The sequence below is a fragment of the Streptomyces sp. AM8-1-1 genome (assembly GCF_032229325.1).
In the GTDB taxonomy this organism is placed as follows: domain Bacteria; phylum Actinomycetota; class Actinomycetes; order Streptomycetales; family Streptomycetaceae; genus Streptomyces; species Streptomyces achmelvichensis.
Window position 1 is genome coordinate 1,509,538 of sequence record NZ_CP135086.1, and the last position, 15,494, is coordinate 1,525,031.

A 15,494-nucleotide genomic window follows, 5' to 3' on the forward strand; every position below is an offset into this window, starting at 1 on the left:
GGGGACGGGGGTGGCGTGGACGGCTTGGTGGTCAGGCGTCCCCGCCGCGCAGGGTGCGGTGCTGCACCAGGACGGCCGCGACGATGATCGCGCCCTTGGCGATCTGCTGGACGGCGGTCTCCAGGTTGTTGAGGGCGAAGATATTGGTGATGGTGGTGAAGACGAGGACACCGAGGACGGAGCCGACGATGGTGCCGCGGCCTCCGCTCAGCAGGGTGCCGCCGATGATCGCGGCGGCGATGGCGTCGAGCTCGTAGAGATTGCCGTTGGTGTTCTGACCGGAGCCGGCGAGGACGATCAGCATGAAGGCCGCGATGCCGCAGCACAGTCCGGAGAGCAGGTAGAGGTAGAGCCGCTGCCTGCGGACGTCGATGCCGGCGAGCCGGGCGGCTTCCGCGTTGCCGCCGACGGCGACACTGCGGCGTCCGAACGTCGTACGGTTCAGCACCAGCCAGCCGACGACCGTGACCGCGGCGAACACGAGCACCAGCGGCGGGATGCCGAGGACGTACGCGTCCTTCACGCCGAGGTCGAGCACCGAGTTCACCGTGACGATCTGGGTGTTGCCGTCGGTGATCTGCAGAGCGAGTCCGCGGGCCGAGGCGAGCATGGCCAAAGTGGCGATGAAGGGAACCATCCGCCCGTAGGCGATCAGTACCCCGTTCACCAGTCCGCAGGCGACGCCCACGATCACGGCGGTGAACAGGATGCCGGCGAAGCCGTACTCCTGGGTGGCCAGGGTGGTCGCCCACACCGATGCCAGCGCCACGATCGCGCCGACCGACAGGTCGATGCCGCCGCTGATGATCACGAACGTCATACCGACGGTGACGACACCGATGACGGACGCCTGGGTGAGGACGAGTTGGAGGTTGCTGACGGCGAGGAACTGATCGGGCTTGGTGATGCCGCCGACCAGGATCAGCACGGCCAGCACACCGAGCAGAGAGAGGTTGCGGACATCGGCGCGCAGTCCGAGCGGTCGCCGGCCCCCGGTGTCCGGTGCTGTCTTGGCAGTGGGTGGCGGCGCGTCCTGCTGCGCAGGGGTGGCTGGCTGCGTCATGCCGTCGGGCTCCCTTCCATCACAAGGTCGAGTACGCGGTGCTCGTCCAGCTCCCGGGCGTCGGCCGTGTGCACGACGCTGCCCTCGCGCAGGACGAGCACCCGGTCGGCGAGGCCCAGGACTTCGGGGACTTCGCTGGAGACGAGCAGTACGGCGAGGCCTTCGTCGGCCAGCCGCCGGATCACGGCGTAGAGCTCGGCGCGTGCGCCGACGTCCACGCCTCGGGTCGGCTCGTCCAGCAGCAGGACCTTGCAGCCGCGCAGCAGCCAGCGCGCGAGCACGGCCTTCTGCTGGTTGCCGCCGGAGAGCGTTCGGATACGGGCGTCGGGGTTGTCCGGGCGCAGGGAGAGTTCCCTGGTCGCCTGCTGCGCCGCGGCCCGCTCGGCACGGCCGTCGAGCCAGCCGCCGCGGGAGAAGCGGGAGAGCGTGGAGACCGACACATTGCGGGTGACCGATTCGAGCATCAGCAGCGCCTGTGCCTTGCGCTCCTCGGGCGCGAGCCCGATGCCGGCGCGCACCGCGGAGCGGACGCTGCCGGTGCGCAGCGGGGTCCCGTCGACGACGACGCGTCCGGCGGTGGGCCTGCGGGCGCCGTAGATCGTCTCCAGGATCTCGGAGCGTCCCGAGCCGACCAGACCGGCGAGCCCGACGATCTCGCCCGGCCGCAGTTCGAGGTCGACGGGCGCGAACTCCCCTTTCCTGGTGAGACCTTCGACCCGCAGCACGGGCGGCCGGCTGTCGGCCGCGACCGGATCGGGGCGCTCGGGGAAGACGTACTCGACGTTCCGTCCGGTCATCAGCGCGACGACCTCGCGGGTCGGCGTGGTCTTCGCCGGCAGTCCGACCGCGACCGCGCGGCCGTCCTTGAGGACGGTGACCCGGTCGCCGATGGTGCGGATCTCCTCGAGGCGGTGGGAGATGTAGACGACCGCGACGCCCTCGGCGGTGAGGTCGCCGACGATACGGAACAGGTTGGCGACCTCGTCGGGGTCGAGCGCCGCGGACGGCTCGTCCATCACGATCAGCCGTACGTCGTGGGAGAGCGCGCGGGCCATGGACACGATCTGCTGCTGGGCGGCGGAGAGGTCGCCGACGAGGCGGCCGGGGTCGATCTCCGGGTGGCCGAGACGCTTGAGGAGCCTGCTCGCCGACGCGCGGGCCTCGCCGCCGCGTACGACGAAGCCGGCCGCGGTGGGCTCATGGCCCAGGAAGACGTTCTCGGCGACCGACAGGCCCTCCACCAGGTCGAGTTCCTGGTAGATGGTGGCGATGCCGAGCCGCATGGCCGCGATGGGCGACTTCAGCGAGACGGTCTCGCCCTGCCAGGTGATGGTGCCGCCGTCGGGCTGGTGGACTCCGGCGAGGACCTTGATCAGGGTGGACTTGCCCGCGCCGTTCTGGCCGAGCAGGCACTGCACTTCGCCGGCCTGGACCTCCAGGTCGACGCCGTCGAGTGCGCGGACGCCCGGGAACGACTTGGTGATTCCGGACATGGTGAGCAGGGGTGATTCTGGTGCCATGACAAATCCCCTCGGCGGGTGCGGCCGGTGAGTCGGGCAGTCCGTGGTGCGTGGGTGCGGCAGGGCGGGTGGAGCGAGAGAGCTGGTGGTGCCGTGGGGCTGGTGGTGCGGTGTTGCTGAACGTGCCGGTGGTGCTGAACGTGCCAGTGGTGCTCGCGGTGCCTGTGATGCCAGTGGTGCTGACGATGGCAGTGCTTCTGGTGGTGCTCGCGGTGCCTGGCAGTGCTCGTGGTGCCGTCGTGCTGGTTGCGTGAGGCGCCGGCCCGGGCGGCCGGCCCGGGGTCAGGCCGGTGAGAAGAGGTGGTCGCTGATGAGCCGGGCCGCGCCGATCACTCCGGCGGTCGGACCCAACTCGCCCAGCACAATGGGCAGGTTCCCGGTGGCCAGGGGCAGCGACTGGCGGTAGACCTGGGTCCGGACGCTGGCCAGCAGCGTGTGACCGAGTCCGGTCACCCCGCCGCCGATCACCACGAGACCCGGATTGAAGAAGCTGACGAGCCCGGCGATGACCTGGCCGACGCGGTTGCCTCCCTCTCGGATCAGCTCGATCGAGGTGGTGTCACCGGCGGCCGCCGCGGCCGCGACATCGACGGCGGTGAGCCGACCGGCCGTCTCCAGCCGTGCGGCGAGTTCTTCGGAGCGGCCGCTGCGGGCCGCTTCCTCGGCGTCCCCGGCCAGTGCGGCACCACTGAAGTGGGCCTCCAGGCAGCCCTTGTTACCGCAGGCGCAGGGGCGGCCGTCGGGCTCGACCTGGATGTGGCCGATGTCGCCCGCGCTGCCCGTCGTACCGCGGTAGACCTCTCCGCCGACGACGATGCCGCAGCCGATACCGGTGCCGATCTTGATGCAGAGGAAGTCCACGACGGAGCGCGCGACGCCCGCGTGCTGCTCCCCCATCGCCATGAGATTCACGTCGTTGTCGACCATGACCGGGCAGCCGAGGTCCTGGCTGAGCGCCTCGCGGACCGGGAATCCGTCCCAGCCGGGCATGATCGGCGGTGCGACCGGCACGCCCTCGGGGAAGCGGACCGGACCCGGCACACCGATGCCCGCGCCGTCGAAGCCCTCGGCGAGGCCGGTTGCCCGCAGCTTGGCGGCCATCGACAGCACCTGCTCGAAGACGGCGACCGGGCCCTCGCGGACGTCCATCGGGTGGTTGAGGTGTCCGAGCACTTCCAGTTCGGCGTTGGTGACGGCCACGTCGATGGACGTGGCACCGATGTCCACACCGAGGAACCGCAGTTCGGGCGCGAGCCGGATGTTGTGGGAACGCCGGCCGCCGCGCGAGGCGGCGAGTCCGTCGGCGACCACCAGTCCGGTCTCCAGCAGCCGGTCGACCTCGACGGCGAGCTTGGACCGGGAGAGGTCGACCTGGTCGCCGAGCTGCGCACGGGAGTTGGGGCCCCCGTCGCGCAGCAGCTTGAGGAGTCGCGCCTGATGCGCGTTCGCGGGTCGAGCGGTCATGCGTCTCACGAACCCCTCCCTCCCCTGGCCATCGGCACGGGGCACCTGATGCGGCTCCGTCTTGTCGTGCTTTCGAGGGGAACGTAGCAGCGCTTTCCCCAAGTGGGAAGAACTTGCGCAGAGTTCCGGTCCAACTTTCTCCACACTCGGGACAAAGACCAGTTCGTGAATCCCCTTGCGCAATGGTCAAGAGTCGTTGACCATTACTCGCATGCCTACCGATGATCTCCCCGAGACGTTTCACGTCACCACTGACGAGCAGCTGCGTGCCGTCTCCAATCTCACGCGCCACCGGATCATGGCAGTGCTCCGCTTCGAGCCCGCGACGATCACGCAGATCGCCGAGCGAGTGGGCCTCGCGAAGGGGAGTTCCAGCTACCACGTGCGGCTGCTGGAGCGGGCCGGCCTGGTGAAGGTGGTACGGACACGAAAGGTGCGGGGGGTCACCGAGCGGTACTACGCGATGGCCGCGCGGTCGGTCACGCTGCCGGATCCGGGCGAAGGAGGGCCGGATGTGCTGATGCGCCACGCGGTGGCGGACCTGGAGGCGTCGGCGGCGGACGGCGAGCGGCACGTGCGGATGGCGCATCTGCGGCTCACCGAGGAGCAGTTCGCGGAGCTGGGAGCGCGGCTCGAGGAACTGGCGGACGAGTACCGGGAGCTGTCCGATCCGTCGCTGCCGGACGCGTCACTCGTCTTCGCACTGTTCCACCCGGCACCGCGCCGGCAGACCGGAGGGGACGCCAAGTGACGTCGGACGTTCGAAAGTTGCCGACCGGCTTCGGGCGGCTGTGGACGGCACAGACCGTGTCCTCGCTCGGTGACGGGGTGTCGCATGCCGCGCTGCCGCTGCTCGCGTTGACGTTGACGCGGGATCCGATGGCGCTCGCCGCCGTCACGGCCGCCGGGACGCTGCCGTGGGTGCTCTTCGGGGTGCTCGGCGGTGCGCTGGTGGATCGCTGGGACCGTCGGCGCACGATGTGGGTCGCGGACGCGGCGCGTGCGGCGCTGCTCGCGATACCGGCGGCAGCGGCCGTGCTCGACGTGCTGAGCATTCCGCTGCTCGCGGGCGTCGCCTTTCTGCTCGGCCTCGGCGGGCTGTTCTTCGATACGGCCGCCACGGCCTACCTGCCGGATCTGCTCCGCCGCGACCCCGCGCTCCTGGAGCGCGCCAACTCCCGCCTGCGCGGCGCCCAGACCGCCATGTCCGGTTTCGCGGGGCCGCCGGCGGGCAGTGCGCTGCTCGGGCTCGGGCGGGCGGTTCCCCTGCTCGCCGACGCGGTGTCGTTCCTGTTCTCCGCGCTGCTCGTCCGTACGCTGCCCGCCACACCCCGGCCCGCACCGCAGGCGCGTGAGTCGCTGCTGCGGCAGGCGCGGGCCGGCGCCTCGTACGTGTTCCGGGATCAGCTGCTGCTCGGGCTCGCGCTGCGTCCGGCGGTCGGGAACATCGCCTTCCTCGCCGTGGAGACCGTGCTCGCCCTCTTCGCGCACGATCGTCTCGGCATCGACACCTTCGGCTTCGGCCTGCTGCTCACGGCGGAGGCCACCGGCGGTCTGCTCGGCGCAGGCATCGCCTCCTTCCTCGGCCGACGACTCGGCACCGGCGCCGCGTTGACGTGCACGGCCGCAGTCGAGGGACTCGCCATTCTGGGCCTTGCCGCCGCCCCGAACCCGTATCTCGCCGGCCTCGCGCTCGCCGTCTGCGGAGCGGGCATGGGCGCCACGATGGTGCTCGCGCCCTCCCTCCGACAGGCGATCGTCCCTGCCCACCTGATGGGCCGGGTCGCCTCCACCTCCCGCATGCTCGCCATGTGCGCCGCCCCCTTCGGTGCCTTCCTCGGCGGCTGGCTGGCCACCGCCTACGACGTGCGAACCCCGCTGTACGCCGCCGCCGGCCTCCTCCTCACGATGACCACCATCACCGCGACCATGACCAGCAACCGCCGGGTCGAGGCGGCACTGCGCGCCGCCGCCCCGGCCGATGATCCGGATCACCCGGAATCCCGGGCCCCCGTTCTGAAGCGTGCGTGAGACTCCGTGAGGTCGGTGGGCCAGTGCTGAGCCGGGCCCGGCGTTCCCCGCCTCGGCCCTCGGAGCGTCGGACGCCCGGGCCCCACGGGACCCCGGCCGGACCCGAACGCGCCCCGCCCGACCCGTAGCCGGACCCGTGGCCGCGGACCCCGCTCGCGGACCGTGCGCCGCCGGCTACGCCTGTTCGCGCTGGTGGTACGTCTGGCGGGTGTGCTCGGTGTGCGCTTTCATGACCTCGGTCGCACGCCGCTCGTCGCGGTCCGCGATCGCCGCGATCAGTTCGCGGTGCTCGATCCACGACTGCCGGCCACGCTGCCGCGCCACGGGCGTGTAGTACCAGCGGACACGACGGTCCACCTGGGCGGCCAGTTCCCGCAGGACGACGTTCCCGGCGAGCTCCATCACCTTGGCGTGGAACGTGGCGTTGGTGGCCACCGCCAGATCCACGTCGTCGTCGGCGACGGCCCGCTCACCCTGCGCGCAGAGCTCTTCCAGCTCGGCGATGCCCGCGGAGCCGGAGTTCGCCGCGGCGAGGCGGGCGGCCTCGGCCTCCAGCAGGGTGCGCACGGAGAGCAGTTGGTCCGCCTCGTCCTCGGTGGGCTCGTGGACGAACGCGCCCTGCGCCGGCCGTAGATCGACCCATCCCTCGGTGTTCAGCCGCTGCAACGCCTCGCGCACGGGCTGCCGGGAGACCCCGAGATGCCCGGCGAGTTCACTCTCGACCAGATGCTGGCCGGGGCTCAGCGCCCGCGTCGTGATCAGCTCCAGCAACGCCTCGTACACACGCTCACGCAGCGGACCAGGTCGTTCCAGCTTGGGCACGGCGCCCTGCGGCAGTCCTGCGGACAACATCACGGTCCCCCTTGCGGCCGACGGCGGCGAGACACAATTGGTTATCGTCTACAGTCTACCGAGCGCAATCCCCGTCATGCGGAAACCGCACCGAGATACACGTCACCTCTGGCGGAAATCCCCTGCATCCAGGGGCACTTCGGGCGGGGATCACGCCGTGCCGGGCTCCCCGCGACCGTCGAGAAGGTCCTTCAGACGGTCGATGAAGACCTGCTGGCCGGCGACCAGCTTCTCGCGCGCCTCGTCCAGCCGGAGCCATGCGACCCGGTCGATCTCCGGGAACTCCTCCATCCGGCCCGAGCGAGGCGGCCACTCCATGGTGAACGTGCCCGGCACCACGAGGCCGATGTCGAGGTCGCCCTCCATCGCCCAGGCGATCACGGTCTTCCCGCTCGACTGGCGGGCGTCGCCGAGCGGCAGCCACTCGCCGTCGGGCGGCGCGAGCCCGAGCTCCTCCTCGAACTCCCGACGGGCCGCGGCCATCGGCTGCTCCTCGGCGAGGTACTCGCCCTTCGGCACCGACCAGGCCTTCTCGTCCCGGCCCTGCCAGTACGGGCCTCCCATGTGCCCGATGAGCACCTCGGTCTCCGTGCCCGTGCCGCGGAACAGCAGAAGGCCCGCGCTTCGCTTCGCCACCATGCCGTTCAGTGTGCCCGGGAGGCGGGCCGCCCGGCGCGCCGACGCTCGGCGCCGGCGAAACGGCCAGGGGGAACAGGAGCGACAGATCTCAGGGGCAGCGGACGATCTGGCCCGCGTAGGAGAGGTTGCCGCCGAAGCCGAACAGCAGCACGGGGTCGCCGGACGCGATCTCCCCGCGCTCGATCAGCTTCGACAGCGCCAGCGGGATGGAGGCGGCCGAGGTGTTGCCGGACTCGACCACATCGCGGGCGATGACGGCGTTCACGGCGCCGATCTTCTGGGCGACGGGTTCGATGATCCGCAGATTCGCCTGGTGGAGGACGACCGCAGCCAGCTCCTCGGGCGTGACTCCGCCGCGCTCGCATACCTTGCGGGCGATGGGCGGCAGCTGCGTGGTGGCCCACCGGTAGACGGACTGGCCCTCCTGCGCGAAGCGCGGCGGGGTGCCCTCGATCCGTACGGCATGGCCCATCTCGGGGACCGAGCCCCACAGCACCGGACCGATACCCGGGCGCTCGCCCTCCCGGGTCGCCTCGACGACCGCGGCCCCCGCGCCGTCACCGACGAGCACGCAGCTGGTGCGGTCGCTCCAGTCGGCCACCGCGGCCATCTTGTCGGCGCCGATGACCAGTGCCCGCTCGGCCGACCCGGCGCGCACGGCGTGGTCGGCGGTGGCGAGGGCGTGGGTGAAGCCCGCGCAGACGACATTGAGGTCCATCACGGCCGGTGAGCCCATGCCGAGCCGCGCCGCGACGCGCGCCGCCATGTTCGGGGACCGGTCGATCGCCGTGGAGGTGGCGACCAGGACGAGGTCGATGTCCCCGGGAGTGAGGCCGGCAGCGGCCAGGGCCTTGGCCGCGGCGTGCGCGGCGAGCTCGTCGACCGGCTCGTCCTCCGCCGCGACGTGCCGGGTCCGGATACCGACACGCGAGCGGATCCACTCGTCACTGGTGTCGACCATGGCCGCCAGGTCCTCGTTGGTGAGCACCTTGGCGGGCTGGTAGTGCCCCAGCGCGGTGATGCGCGTGCCGGTCATATAAGGATCCCGTCCTAGAGGCAGATGGAACGTCCCAGTGTTGGCTGCTACCACCCGGTACGACGGCACGTGACCCCACAGGATTCGGGGGGCGGATTTTGGAGCTTCCCCAAGGGTGTGACGAGTATTGACCGGCCGAAAGGCATACTGTAGACAATATTCTGTCGACTCAACCCTCGTCACCTCCGCCCTCGCTCGGTCGCTCAACCGAACGGAGAGCCCCCGTGAAAGTCGCAGTTGTCGGCGCCGGAGCCATCGGCGCATACGTCGGGGCCGCGCTGCACCGCGCCGGCGCCGAAGTCCACCTCATCGCCCGCGGTGCGCACCTCGCGGCCATGCGCCGTGACGGTGTCCGTGTCCTCAGCCCGCGCGGCGACTACACCGCGCGGCCCAACGCCACCGACGACCCCGCCTCCGTCGGGCCCGTCGACCATGTCTTCCTGGGCCTCAAGGCGAACTCCTACGCGGCGTCGGGCCCGCTGGTCCATCCCCTGCTCCACGAGCGCACCTCGGTGATCGCCGCACAGAACGGCATCCCGTGGTGGTACTTCCACGGGCTGCCCGGCCCGTACACCGGACGCCGCATCGAGAGCGTCGACCCGGGCGGTTCGGTGAGCGCGACACTGCCGCCGGAACGCGCCATCGGATGTGTCGTCTACGCGGCGACCGAACTCGAAGCACCCGGCGTCGTACGCCACTTGGAGGGCACGCGCTTCTCCATCGGCGAACCCGACCTGAGTGTGTCGCGGCGCTGCCTCGAGTTCAGTGAGGCCATGGTCGCGGGCGGGCTGAAGTGTCCCGTCGAACCCGACCTGCGCAACGACATCTGGATCAAGCTGCTCGGCAACATCTCCTTCAACCCGATCAGCGCACTCTCCCGGGCCACGATGGCGCAGATCTGTCGCCACCGGGACACGAAAGCCCTGGTCGAGACGATGATGCGGGAAACCCTCGACGTCGCGGCCGCTGTCGGATGCCACCCCAAGATCTCCGTGGAGAAGCGCATCGCCGGCGCCGAACGCGTCGGCGACCACAAGACCTCCACCCTCCAGGACCTGGAGAAGGGCAAGCCGCTCGAACTGGACGTGCTGCTCGCGGCAGTCGTCGAGCTCGCCGCACTCACCAGGACCCCGGTGCCGAAACTCTGCGCCGTGCACGCGCTCGCCGATCTCCTTGCCACCACCGCCTCAGCAGGAAGTGCAGCATGAAGAAGAAGCCGCAGAAGACGTATCCGAGGCTCACCCATCCGCTGGTCCGCGACGACGACGGACAGTTGCGCAGGGCCAGTTGGGACGAGGCACTGGACCGGGCGGCGGCCGGCTTCCGCCAGGCCCGGGAACAACACGGCCCCGACGCCTTCGCGATGCTCTCCTGCGCCCGTGCCACCAATGAAATGAACTATGTGGCGCAGAAGTTCACCCGCGTGGTGATGGGCACGAACAATGTCGACTCCTGCAACCGCACCTGTCACGCGCCGAGCGTGGCGGGCCTCTCCGCCGTCTTCGGCTCCGGCGGGGGGACCTCGTCCTACGAGGAGGTCGACCACACCGATCTCATCGTGATGTGGGGCTCCAACGCCCGCTTCGCCCACCCGATCTTCTTCCAGCACGTGCTCAAGGGGATACGCAACGGCGCGCGCATGTACGCGGTCGATCCCCGGCGCACCTCGACGGCCGAGTGGGCGGAGAGCTGGCTCGGCCTCAACGTCGGCACCGACATCCCGCTCGCGCACGCCGTCGGCCGGGAGATCATCCACGCCGGCCTGGTCAACCGGGCTTTCGTGGAGCGGGCGACGACCGGTTTCGAGGAGTACGCCGCACTCGTCGAACCCTGGACCCTGACGGCCGCCGAGAAGGTGACGGGCGTGCCGGCCGCCGCGATCCGTGAACTGGCGCACGCCTACGCCACGGCCGAACGGGCCCAGCTGTGCTGGACCCTCGGCATCACCGAGCACCACAACGGCACCGACAACGTGCGGGCACTGATCAACCTGTCGCTCCTGACCGGCCAGGTGGGGCGCTACGGAGCCGGGGTCCAGCCGCTGCGCGGCCAGAACAACGTCCAGGGTGGCGGCGACATGGGCGCCATCCCCAACCGGCTGCCCGGCTTCCAGGACATCCTCGATCCGGTGGCCCGCACCAAGTTCGAGCGGACCTGGGACGCGGTCATCCAGCCCCGCTACGGCATGACGCTCACCGAGATGTTCGAGGCGATGGAGAGCCGGGACCTGCGTGCCGTGTACTGCATCGGCGAGAACCCCGCTCAGTCCGAGGCCGACAGCGAACAGGCGGTACGGCGGCTGAAGTCGCTCGACCATCTGGTGGTGCAGGACATCTTCCTGACGAAGACCGCGGAGATGGCCGACGTGGTCCTGCCCGCGACGGCGGCCTGGGCCGAGACGGAGGGCACGACGACGAACAGCGAGCGCCGGGTGCAGCGGGTCCGGGCCGCGCTCGTGCCGCCGGGCGAGGCCCGCGAGGACATCGACATCCTCTGCGCGATGGCCGAACGCCTCGGCCACGACGGCTGGAAGTTCGCCGACTCGGAGGCGGTGTGGAACGAGCTGCGCTCCCTGTCCCCCGACCACTTCGGCATGACGTACGACCGCCTCGACGAGCACGCCGGCCTCCAGTGGCCCTGCCCCGACGTGGACACACTGCCCTCCAGCTTCCTGCACGCGCGGCTGTGGGAGACCGACCCGGTCAAGCGCGGCACCCCGGCGGCGTTCGGGCTCGTCCAGCACGATCCGCCGGTGGATCTCACCGACGAGGAGTACCCGCTGCGGCTGACGACCGGCCGGCGGCTCGACTCGTACAACACCGGTGTGCAGAGCGGCAGTTTCGCCTCTCCGCTGCGCCGTGGTGAGTACATCGAGCTGTGTCCCGAGGACGCGGCGGCCTACGGGGTCGAGGCGGACGAGGAGGTGCGGATCTCGTCGCGGCGCGGCTCGGTGACGGCACCCGTGTGGATCGAACCCGGGCTGCGGCCGGGGCTCGCGTTCATGACCATGCACTTCCCGGACGAGGTCGACACCAACCAGCTCACCATCGAGGCGAACTGCCCGATCGCGGGCACGGCCGAGTTCAAGGCGTCCGCGATCCGCATCGAGAAGCTGGTGCCGGCATGGACCTGAAGTTCGCCGACGCGGCGAAGGTGACGGACGACGAACGGGACGCGGTCGACGCCCTGCTGGGGCCGGCCGGGACGGGCTGGGAGGGCGGCACGGAACGCACCGACGAGGATCTGCGCTGGGCGCGCGGCGGTGCGGCGGCACGCGAGCGGCGGGATCTGCTGCTGCCGGCCCTGCATGCGGTGAACGACCGGGTGGGCTGGCTGAGTGAGGGGGCGCTCGACTACATCTGCCGGCGTCTGACGGTGCCACCGGCCGAGGCGTACGGCGTGGCGACCTTCTACTCGCTGTTCTCGGTGCGGCCGCGGGCGTCGAAGGTGCTGCACGTCTGCACCGACCTGGCGTGCGCGGCGAAGGGCTCGTCCACCCTGACAGCCGCGCTCGAGGACCGGCTCGGGCGCGATGTGGCCTACCAGCCGAGCCCGTGCCTGGGCCTGTGCGAACGAGCCCCCGCGGCGCTGGTCATGCAGGCCGGGCAGGGGGATCCGGCCCGGCCCGCGGGCGAGGAACCCGCCGACGGCCGTACCGGATACGCGACAGCCGTCGTCGCCCCCGCGACGGCGGAGGCCGTCATGACCGCGGTCGCCTCCGTGGCCGGCGCACCCGCCGAGGCGGGCGCCCGTACCGCCGTGCCGCAGGCGGGCGATCCCGGGCTGACGCTGCTGAGGCGGGTCGGCGTCGTCGATCCGCTGAGCATCGACGACTACCGATCGCACGGCGGTTACGCGGCCCTCCGCCGCGCCTTCGCCCTCGGCCCGGCCGGTGTGATCCGGGAGGTCACCGACTCCGGGCTCGTCGGGCGCGGCGGTGCCGCGTTCCCGACCGGCCGCAAGTGGCAGGCGACCGCCTCGCAGCCCGACCACCCCCACTACCTGGTGTGCAACGCGGACGAGAGCGAACCGGGGACCTTCAAGGACCGGGTCCTGATGGAGGGCGATCCGTACGCCCTGATCGAGGCGATGACCGTCGCCGGGTACGCCATCGGGGCCCGCCGGGGCTATCTGTACCTCCGCGGCGAGTACCCCCGCGCGCTGGCACACCTGACGAACGCCATCGACCAGGCCCGGGCCCGCAATCTGCTCGGCGACGACATCCTCGGCCACGGGTACGCGTTCGACATCGAGATACGGCGCGGCGCGGGCGCGTACATCTGCGGCGAGGAGACCGCGATCTTCAACTCGATCGAGGGCTACCGCGGCGAGCCGCGCAGCAAGCCGCCGTTCCCCGTCGAGAAGGGCCTCTTCGGCAAGCCGACGGCGGTCAACAACGTGGAGACGCTCGTCAACGTCCTGCCGATCCTCACCGGGCGCGCCGAGGAGACCAAGCTCTTCTGCCTCTCGGGGAACGTGGCACGGCCGGGCGTGTACGAACTGCCCTTCGGGGCCACGCTCGGCGAGCTCATCGAACGTGCGGGACCGCCGCGCACCATCCGCGCCGTCCTGCTCGGCGGCGCGGCCGGCAGCTTCGTCCGGCCCGACGAGCTGGACATCCCCCTCACCTTCGAGGGGACACGGGCCGCGGGCACGACGCTCGGTTCGGGGGTGATCCTCGTACTCGACGACACCGTCGAGCTGCCGCGCATCCTGCTGCGGATCGCGGAGTTCTTCCGGGACGAGTCCTGCGGTCAGTGCGTGCCCTGCCGGGTCGGCACGGTCCGGCAGGAGGAGGCCCTGCACCGCATCAAGGACCGTACGGGCGCCGCCGCCGCGGACGATATCGCCCTGCTGCGCGAGGTCGGCAGTGCCATGCGCGACGCATCGATCTGCGGTCTGGGCCAGACCGCCTGGAACGCCGTCGAATCCGCCATCGACCGGCTGGGAGCCTACGAATGACCGCGATACCGCTCGGGCCGCCGCGGCGGCTGGTCGAGTTCACCCTCGACGACGCCCCCGTCAGGGTCCCCGAGGGTGACACGATCCTGGACGCCTGCCGGGCCGCCGGCAAGGACATCCCCATGCTGTGCCAGGGCGACACGCTCACACCGAAGAACGCCTGCCGGGTGTGTGTGGTGGAGGTGGAGGGGGCGCGGACGCTCGCGCCGGCCTGTTCGCGCCGCGCGGAGCCCGGCATGACGGTGCGTACGGACACCGAGCGGGCCCGGCACAGCCGCAAGGTCGTGCTGGAACTGCTGGCCTCCTCCACCGATCTGTCGACCACCCCCCGGGCGGCCGAGTGGATCAAGGAGTACGAGGCGAAGCCCGCCCGGTTCGGCCCCGACGCGGCGACGGTCAACAAGGAGCCGAAGGTCGACAACGACCTGTACGTCCGCGACTACGACAAGTGCATCCTCTGCTACAAGTGCGTGGACGCGTGCGGCGAGCAGTGGCAGAACACCTTCGCCATCGCGGTGGCGGGCCGCGGTTTCGACGCCCGTATCTCCACCGAGCACGACGCCCCGCTCACCGACTCGGCGTGTGTCTACTGCGGCAACTGCATCGAGGTGTGCCCGACGGGCGCGCTCTCCTTCAAGTCGGAGTTCGACATGCGCGCGGCGGGTACCTGGGACGAGTCGGCGCAGACGGAGACGACCACGGTCTGCGCCTACTGCGGTGTCGGCTGCAACCTCACGCTCCATGTGCAGGAGAATGAGATCGTCAAGGTCACCTCGCCGCACGACAACCCGGTGACCCACGGCAACCTCTGCATCAAGGGTCGCTTCGGCTACCAACACGTACAGAATCGGATTTGATCGCCATGGGACGGGTCACCGAGCGCCGACGCACCATCCGCATCAGGGACGGGGCGGTGACGTCCCGCCCGGACACCCTGGTGGCCGAGGAACCGCTGGAGATCCGTCTGGGCGGCAAACCGCTCGCCATCACCATGCGTACCCCCGGCGACGACTTCGCCCTCGCCGCCGGGTTCCTGGTGAGCGAGGGCGTCCTGGGGGCGGCCGACGAGCTCCAGTCGATCGTCTACTGCGCCGGGGCGACGGCCGACGGGTCCAACACGTACAACGTGGTGGACGTGCGGCTCGCCCCCGGGGTCGAGCTGCCCGACATCACCCTCGAACGGAACGTCTACACCACCTCGTCGTGCGGACTGTGCGGCAAGGCCAGCCTCGACGCAGTCCGCACGACGGCGCGCTTCCCGATCGCCGACACTCCCCCGGTCCGTATCGAGCCCGCTCTGCTGGCGGGCCTCCCCGACCGGCTGCGCGCCGCACAGCGGGTCTTCGACCGGACCGGGGGGCTCCATGCGGCGGCACTCTTCTCCGAAGAGGGGGAGCTGCTCGACATCCGGGAGGACGTCGGACGGCACAACGCCGTCGACAAACTCATCGGCCGCGCGCTGCAGAACGGTGATCTGCCGCTGTCCCGGGCGATCCTGCTGGTCTCGGGCCGCGCCTCGTTCGAGCTGGCCCAGAAGGCGGTGATGGCCGGAATCCCGGTCCTGGCCGCCGTCTCCGCGCCCTCCTCGCTGGCCGTGGACCTGGCCGCCGAGACGGGACTGACGCTGATCGGTTTCCTGCGGGGCGCCAATATGAACGTGTACGCGGGCGACGAGCGGATCGCCCTGGGCACCGGGGTCTGACGCTCCCCGCTGCACGGGATACGGGCCCGGCCGGCGGGGAGCGCCCCCTGCGCCGGCCGGGTCCTTCCGTGAGGCACCCCCGCGAGCCGGTGCGTCAGCGCACCACGTCCACGAACACGGGGTTCGTGCAGCACCACGTGTCGAGCCACAAGTCACCGTTGCCGGGCCGGTAAGCGGGGGTTCGTGTGCGGGCGGAAGCCCGAACGGCGTCCCCGGGGCGAAGAC

Annotated in this window: 14 protein-coding genes; 8 read left to right on the forward strand and 6 right to left on the reverse strand. The window is 70.9% G+C overall.

The window, feature by feature from the left end:
- Positions 1-31: 31 nt before the first annotated feature.
- Together RPQ07_RS06800 and RPQ07_RS06805 are read right to left on the reverse strand one after the other, a co-directional pair.
- Positions 32-1,063 carry an ABC transporter permease gene (locus RPQ07_RS06800; protein ID WP_313943135.1) on the reverse strand — a complete coding sequence of 344 codons (1,032 nt, stop codon included), beginning with the start codon at positions 1,061-1,063 and terminating at the stop codon, positions 32-34.
- Positions 1,060-2,583 (reverse strand): sugar ABC transporter ATP-binding protein, encoded by a 1,524-nt coding sequence (locus tag RPQ07_RS06805; RefSeq protein WP_313943136.1) that lies wholly within the window; start codon positions 2,581-2,583, stop codon positions 1,060-1,062. Before RPQ07_RS06805 ends, RPQ07_RS06800 begins: the two co-directional genes overlap by 4 nt.
- Before the next feature lie 110 nt (positions 2,584-2,693).
- On the opposite strand from RPQ07_RS06805, the gene RPQ07_RS06810 reads away from it, so the two are divergent.
- The gene (locus RPQ07_RS06810; RefSeq protein WP_313943137.1) at positions 2,694-2,837 is read left to right on the forward strand and encodes a hypothetical protein; all 144 of its coding nucleotides are present in this window, start codon (positions 2,694-2,696) and stop codon (positions 2,835-2,837) included.
- A 28-nt stretch (positions 2,838-2,865) separates the two neighbouring features.
- Here RPQ07_RS06810 and RPQ07_RS06815 read toward each other — a convergent pair whose 3' ends face one another.
- Positions 2,866-4,047 carry an ROK family transcriptional regulator gene (locus tag RPQ07_RS06815; protein WP_313943138.1) on the reverse strand — a complete coding sequence of 394 codons (1,182 nt, stop codon included), beginning with the start codon at positions 4,045-4,047 and terminating at the stop codon, positions 2,866-2,868.
- A 211-nt stretch (positions 4,048-4,258) separates the two neighbouring features.
- Here RPQ07_RS06815 and RPQ07_RS06820 point away from each other — a divergent pair, with 211 nt between their 5' ends.
- Positions 4,259-4,798: an ArsR/SmtB family transcription factor gene (locus RPQ07_RS06820; protein WP_313943139.1), complete on the forward strand. Its 540-nt coding sequence runs from the start codon at positions 4,259-4,261 to the stop codon at positions 4,796-4,798.
- 17 nt (positions 4,799-4,815) lie between these two features.
- Positions 4,816-6,078, forward strand: a complete 1,263-nt coding sequence (locus RPQ07_RS06825) for an MFS transporter (RefSeq protein ID WP_313943140.1) — start codon at positions 4,816-4,818, stop codon at positions 6,076-6,078.
- 174 nt (positions 6,079-6,252) lie between these two features.
- Here the strand turns inward: RPQ07_RS06825 and RPQ07_RS06830 are convergent, their stop codons facing one another.
- The 3 genes from RPQ07_RS06830 to RPQ07_RS06840 form a co-directional block, all read right to left on the reverse strand.
- The gene (locus RPQ07_RS06830; protein WP_313943141.1) at positions 6,253-6,930 is read right to left on the reverse strand and encodes a GntR family transcriptional regulator; all 678 of its coding nucleotides are present in this window, start codon (positions 6,928-6,930) and stop codon (positions 6,253-6,255) included.
- 150 nt (positions 6,931-7,080) lie between these two features.
- Entirely contained in the window at positions 7,081-7,569 is a 489-nt protein-coding gene (locus tag RPQ07_RS06835; protein ID WP_313943142.1) for an NUDIX domain-containing protein, read from the reverse strand.
- An 88-nt stretch (positions 7,570-7,657) separates the two neighbouring features.
- The gene (locus RPQ07_RS06840; RefSeq protein WP_313943143.1) at positions 7,658-8,605 is read right to left on the reverse strand and encodes a beta-ketoacyl-ACP synthase III; all 948 of its coding nucleotides are present in this window, start codon (positions 8,603-8,605) and stop codon (positions 7,658-7,660) included.
- Between the two features lie 224 nt (positions 8,606-8,829).
- On the opposite strand from RPQ07_RS06840, the gene RPQ07_RS06845 reads away from it, so the two are divergent.
- From RPQ07_RS06845 to fdhD, 5 genes are read left to right on the forward strand one after another with little or no spacing between them, the layout of a single operon-like run.
- Positions 8,830-9,813: a 2-dehydropantoate 2-reductase gene (locus tag RPQ07_RS06845; protein ID WP_313943144.1), complete on the forward strand. Its 984-nt coding sequence runs from the start codon at positions 8,830-8,832 to the stop codon at positions 9,811-9,813.
- Positions 9,810-11,738 (forward strand): molybdopterin oxidoreductase family protein, encoded by a 1,929-nt coding sequence (locus RPQ07_RS06850; protein WP_313943145.1) that lies wholly within the window; start codon positions 9,810-9,812, stop codon positions 11,736-11,738. The genes RPQ07_RS06845 and RPQ07_RS06850 overlap by 4 nt, the downstream gene beginning before the upstream one ends.
- On the forward strand, positions 11,729-13,567 hold the full coding sequence (locus RPQ07_RS06855; RefSeq protein WP_313943146.1) for an NAD(P)H-dependent oxidoreductase subunit E: 1,839 nt from the start codon (positions 11,729-11,731) through the stop codon (positions 13,565-13,567). Before RPQ07_RS06850 ends, RPQ07_RS06855 begins: the two co-directional genes overlap by 10 nt.
- Entirely contained in the window at positions 13,564-14,424 is an 861-nt protein-coding gene (locus RPQ07_RS06860; protein ID WP_313943147.1) for a 2Fe-2S iron-sulfur cluster-binding protein, read from the forward strand. Before RPQ07_RS06855 ends, RPQ07_RS06860 begins: the two co-directional genes overlap by 4 nt.
- 5 nt (positions 14,425-14,429) lie before the next feature.
- The gene (fdhD, locus tag RPQ07_RS06865) at positions 14,430-15,269 is read left to right on the forward strand and encodes a formate dehydrogenase accessory sulfurtransferase FdhD (protein ID WP_313948808.1); all 840 of its coding nucleotides are present in this window, start codon (positions 14,430-14,432) and stop codon (positions 15,267-15,269) included.
- Positions 15,270-15,494 lie beyond the last annotated feature (225 nt).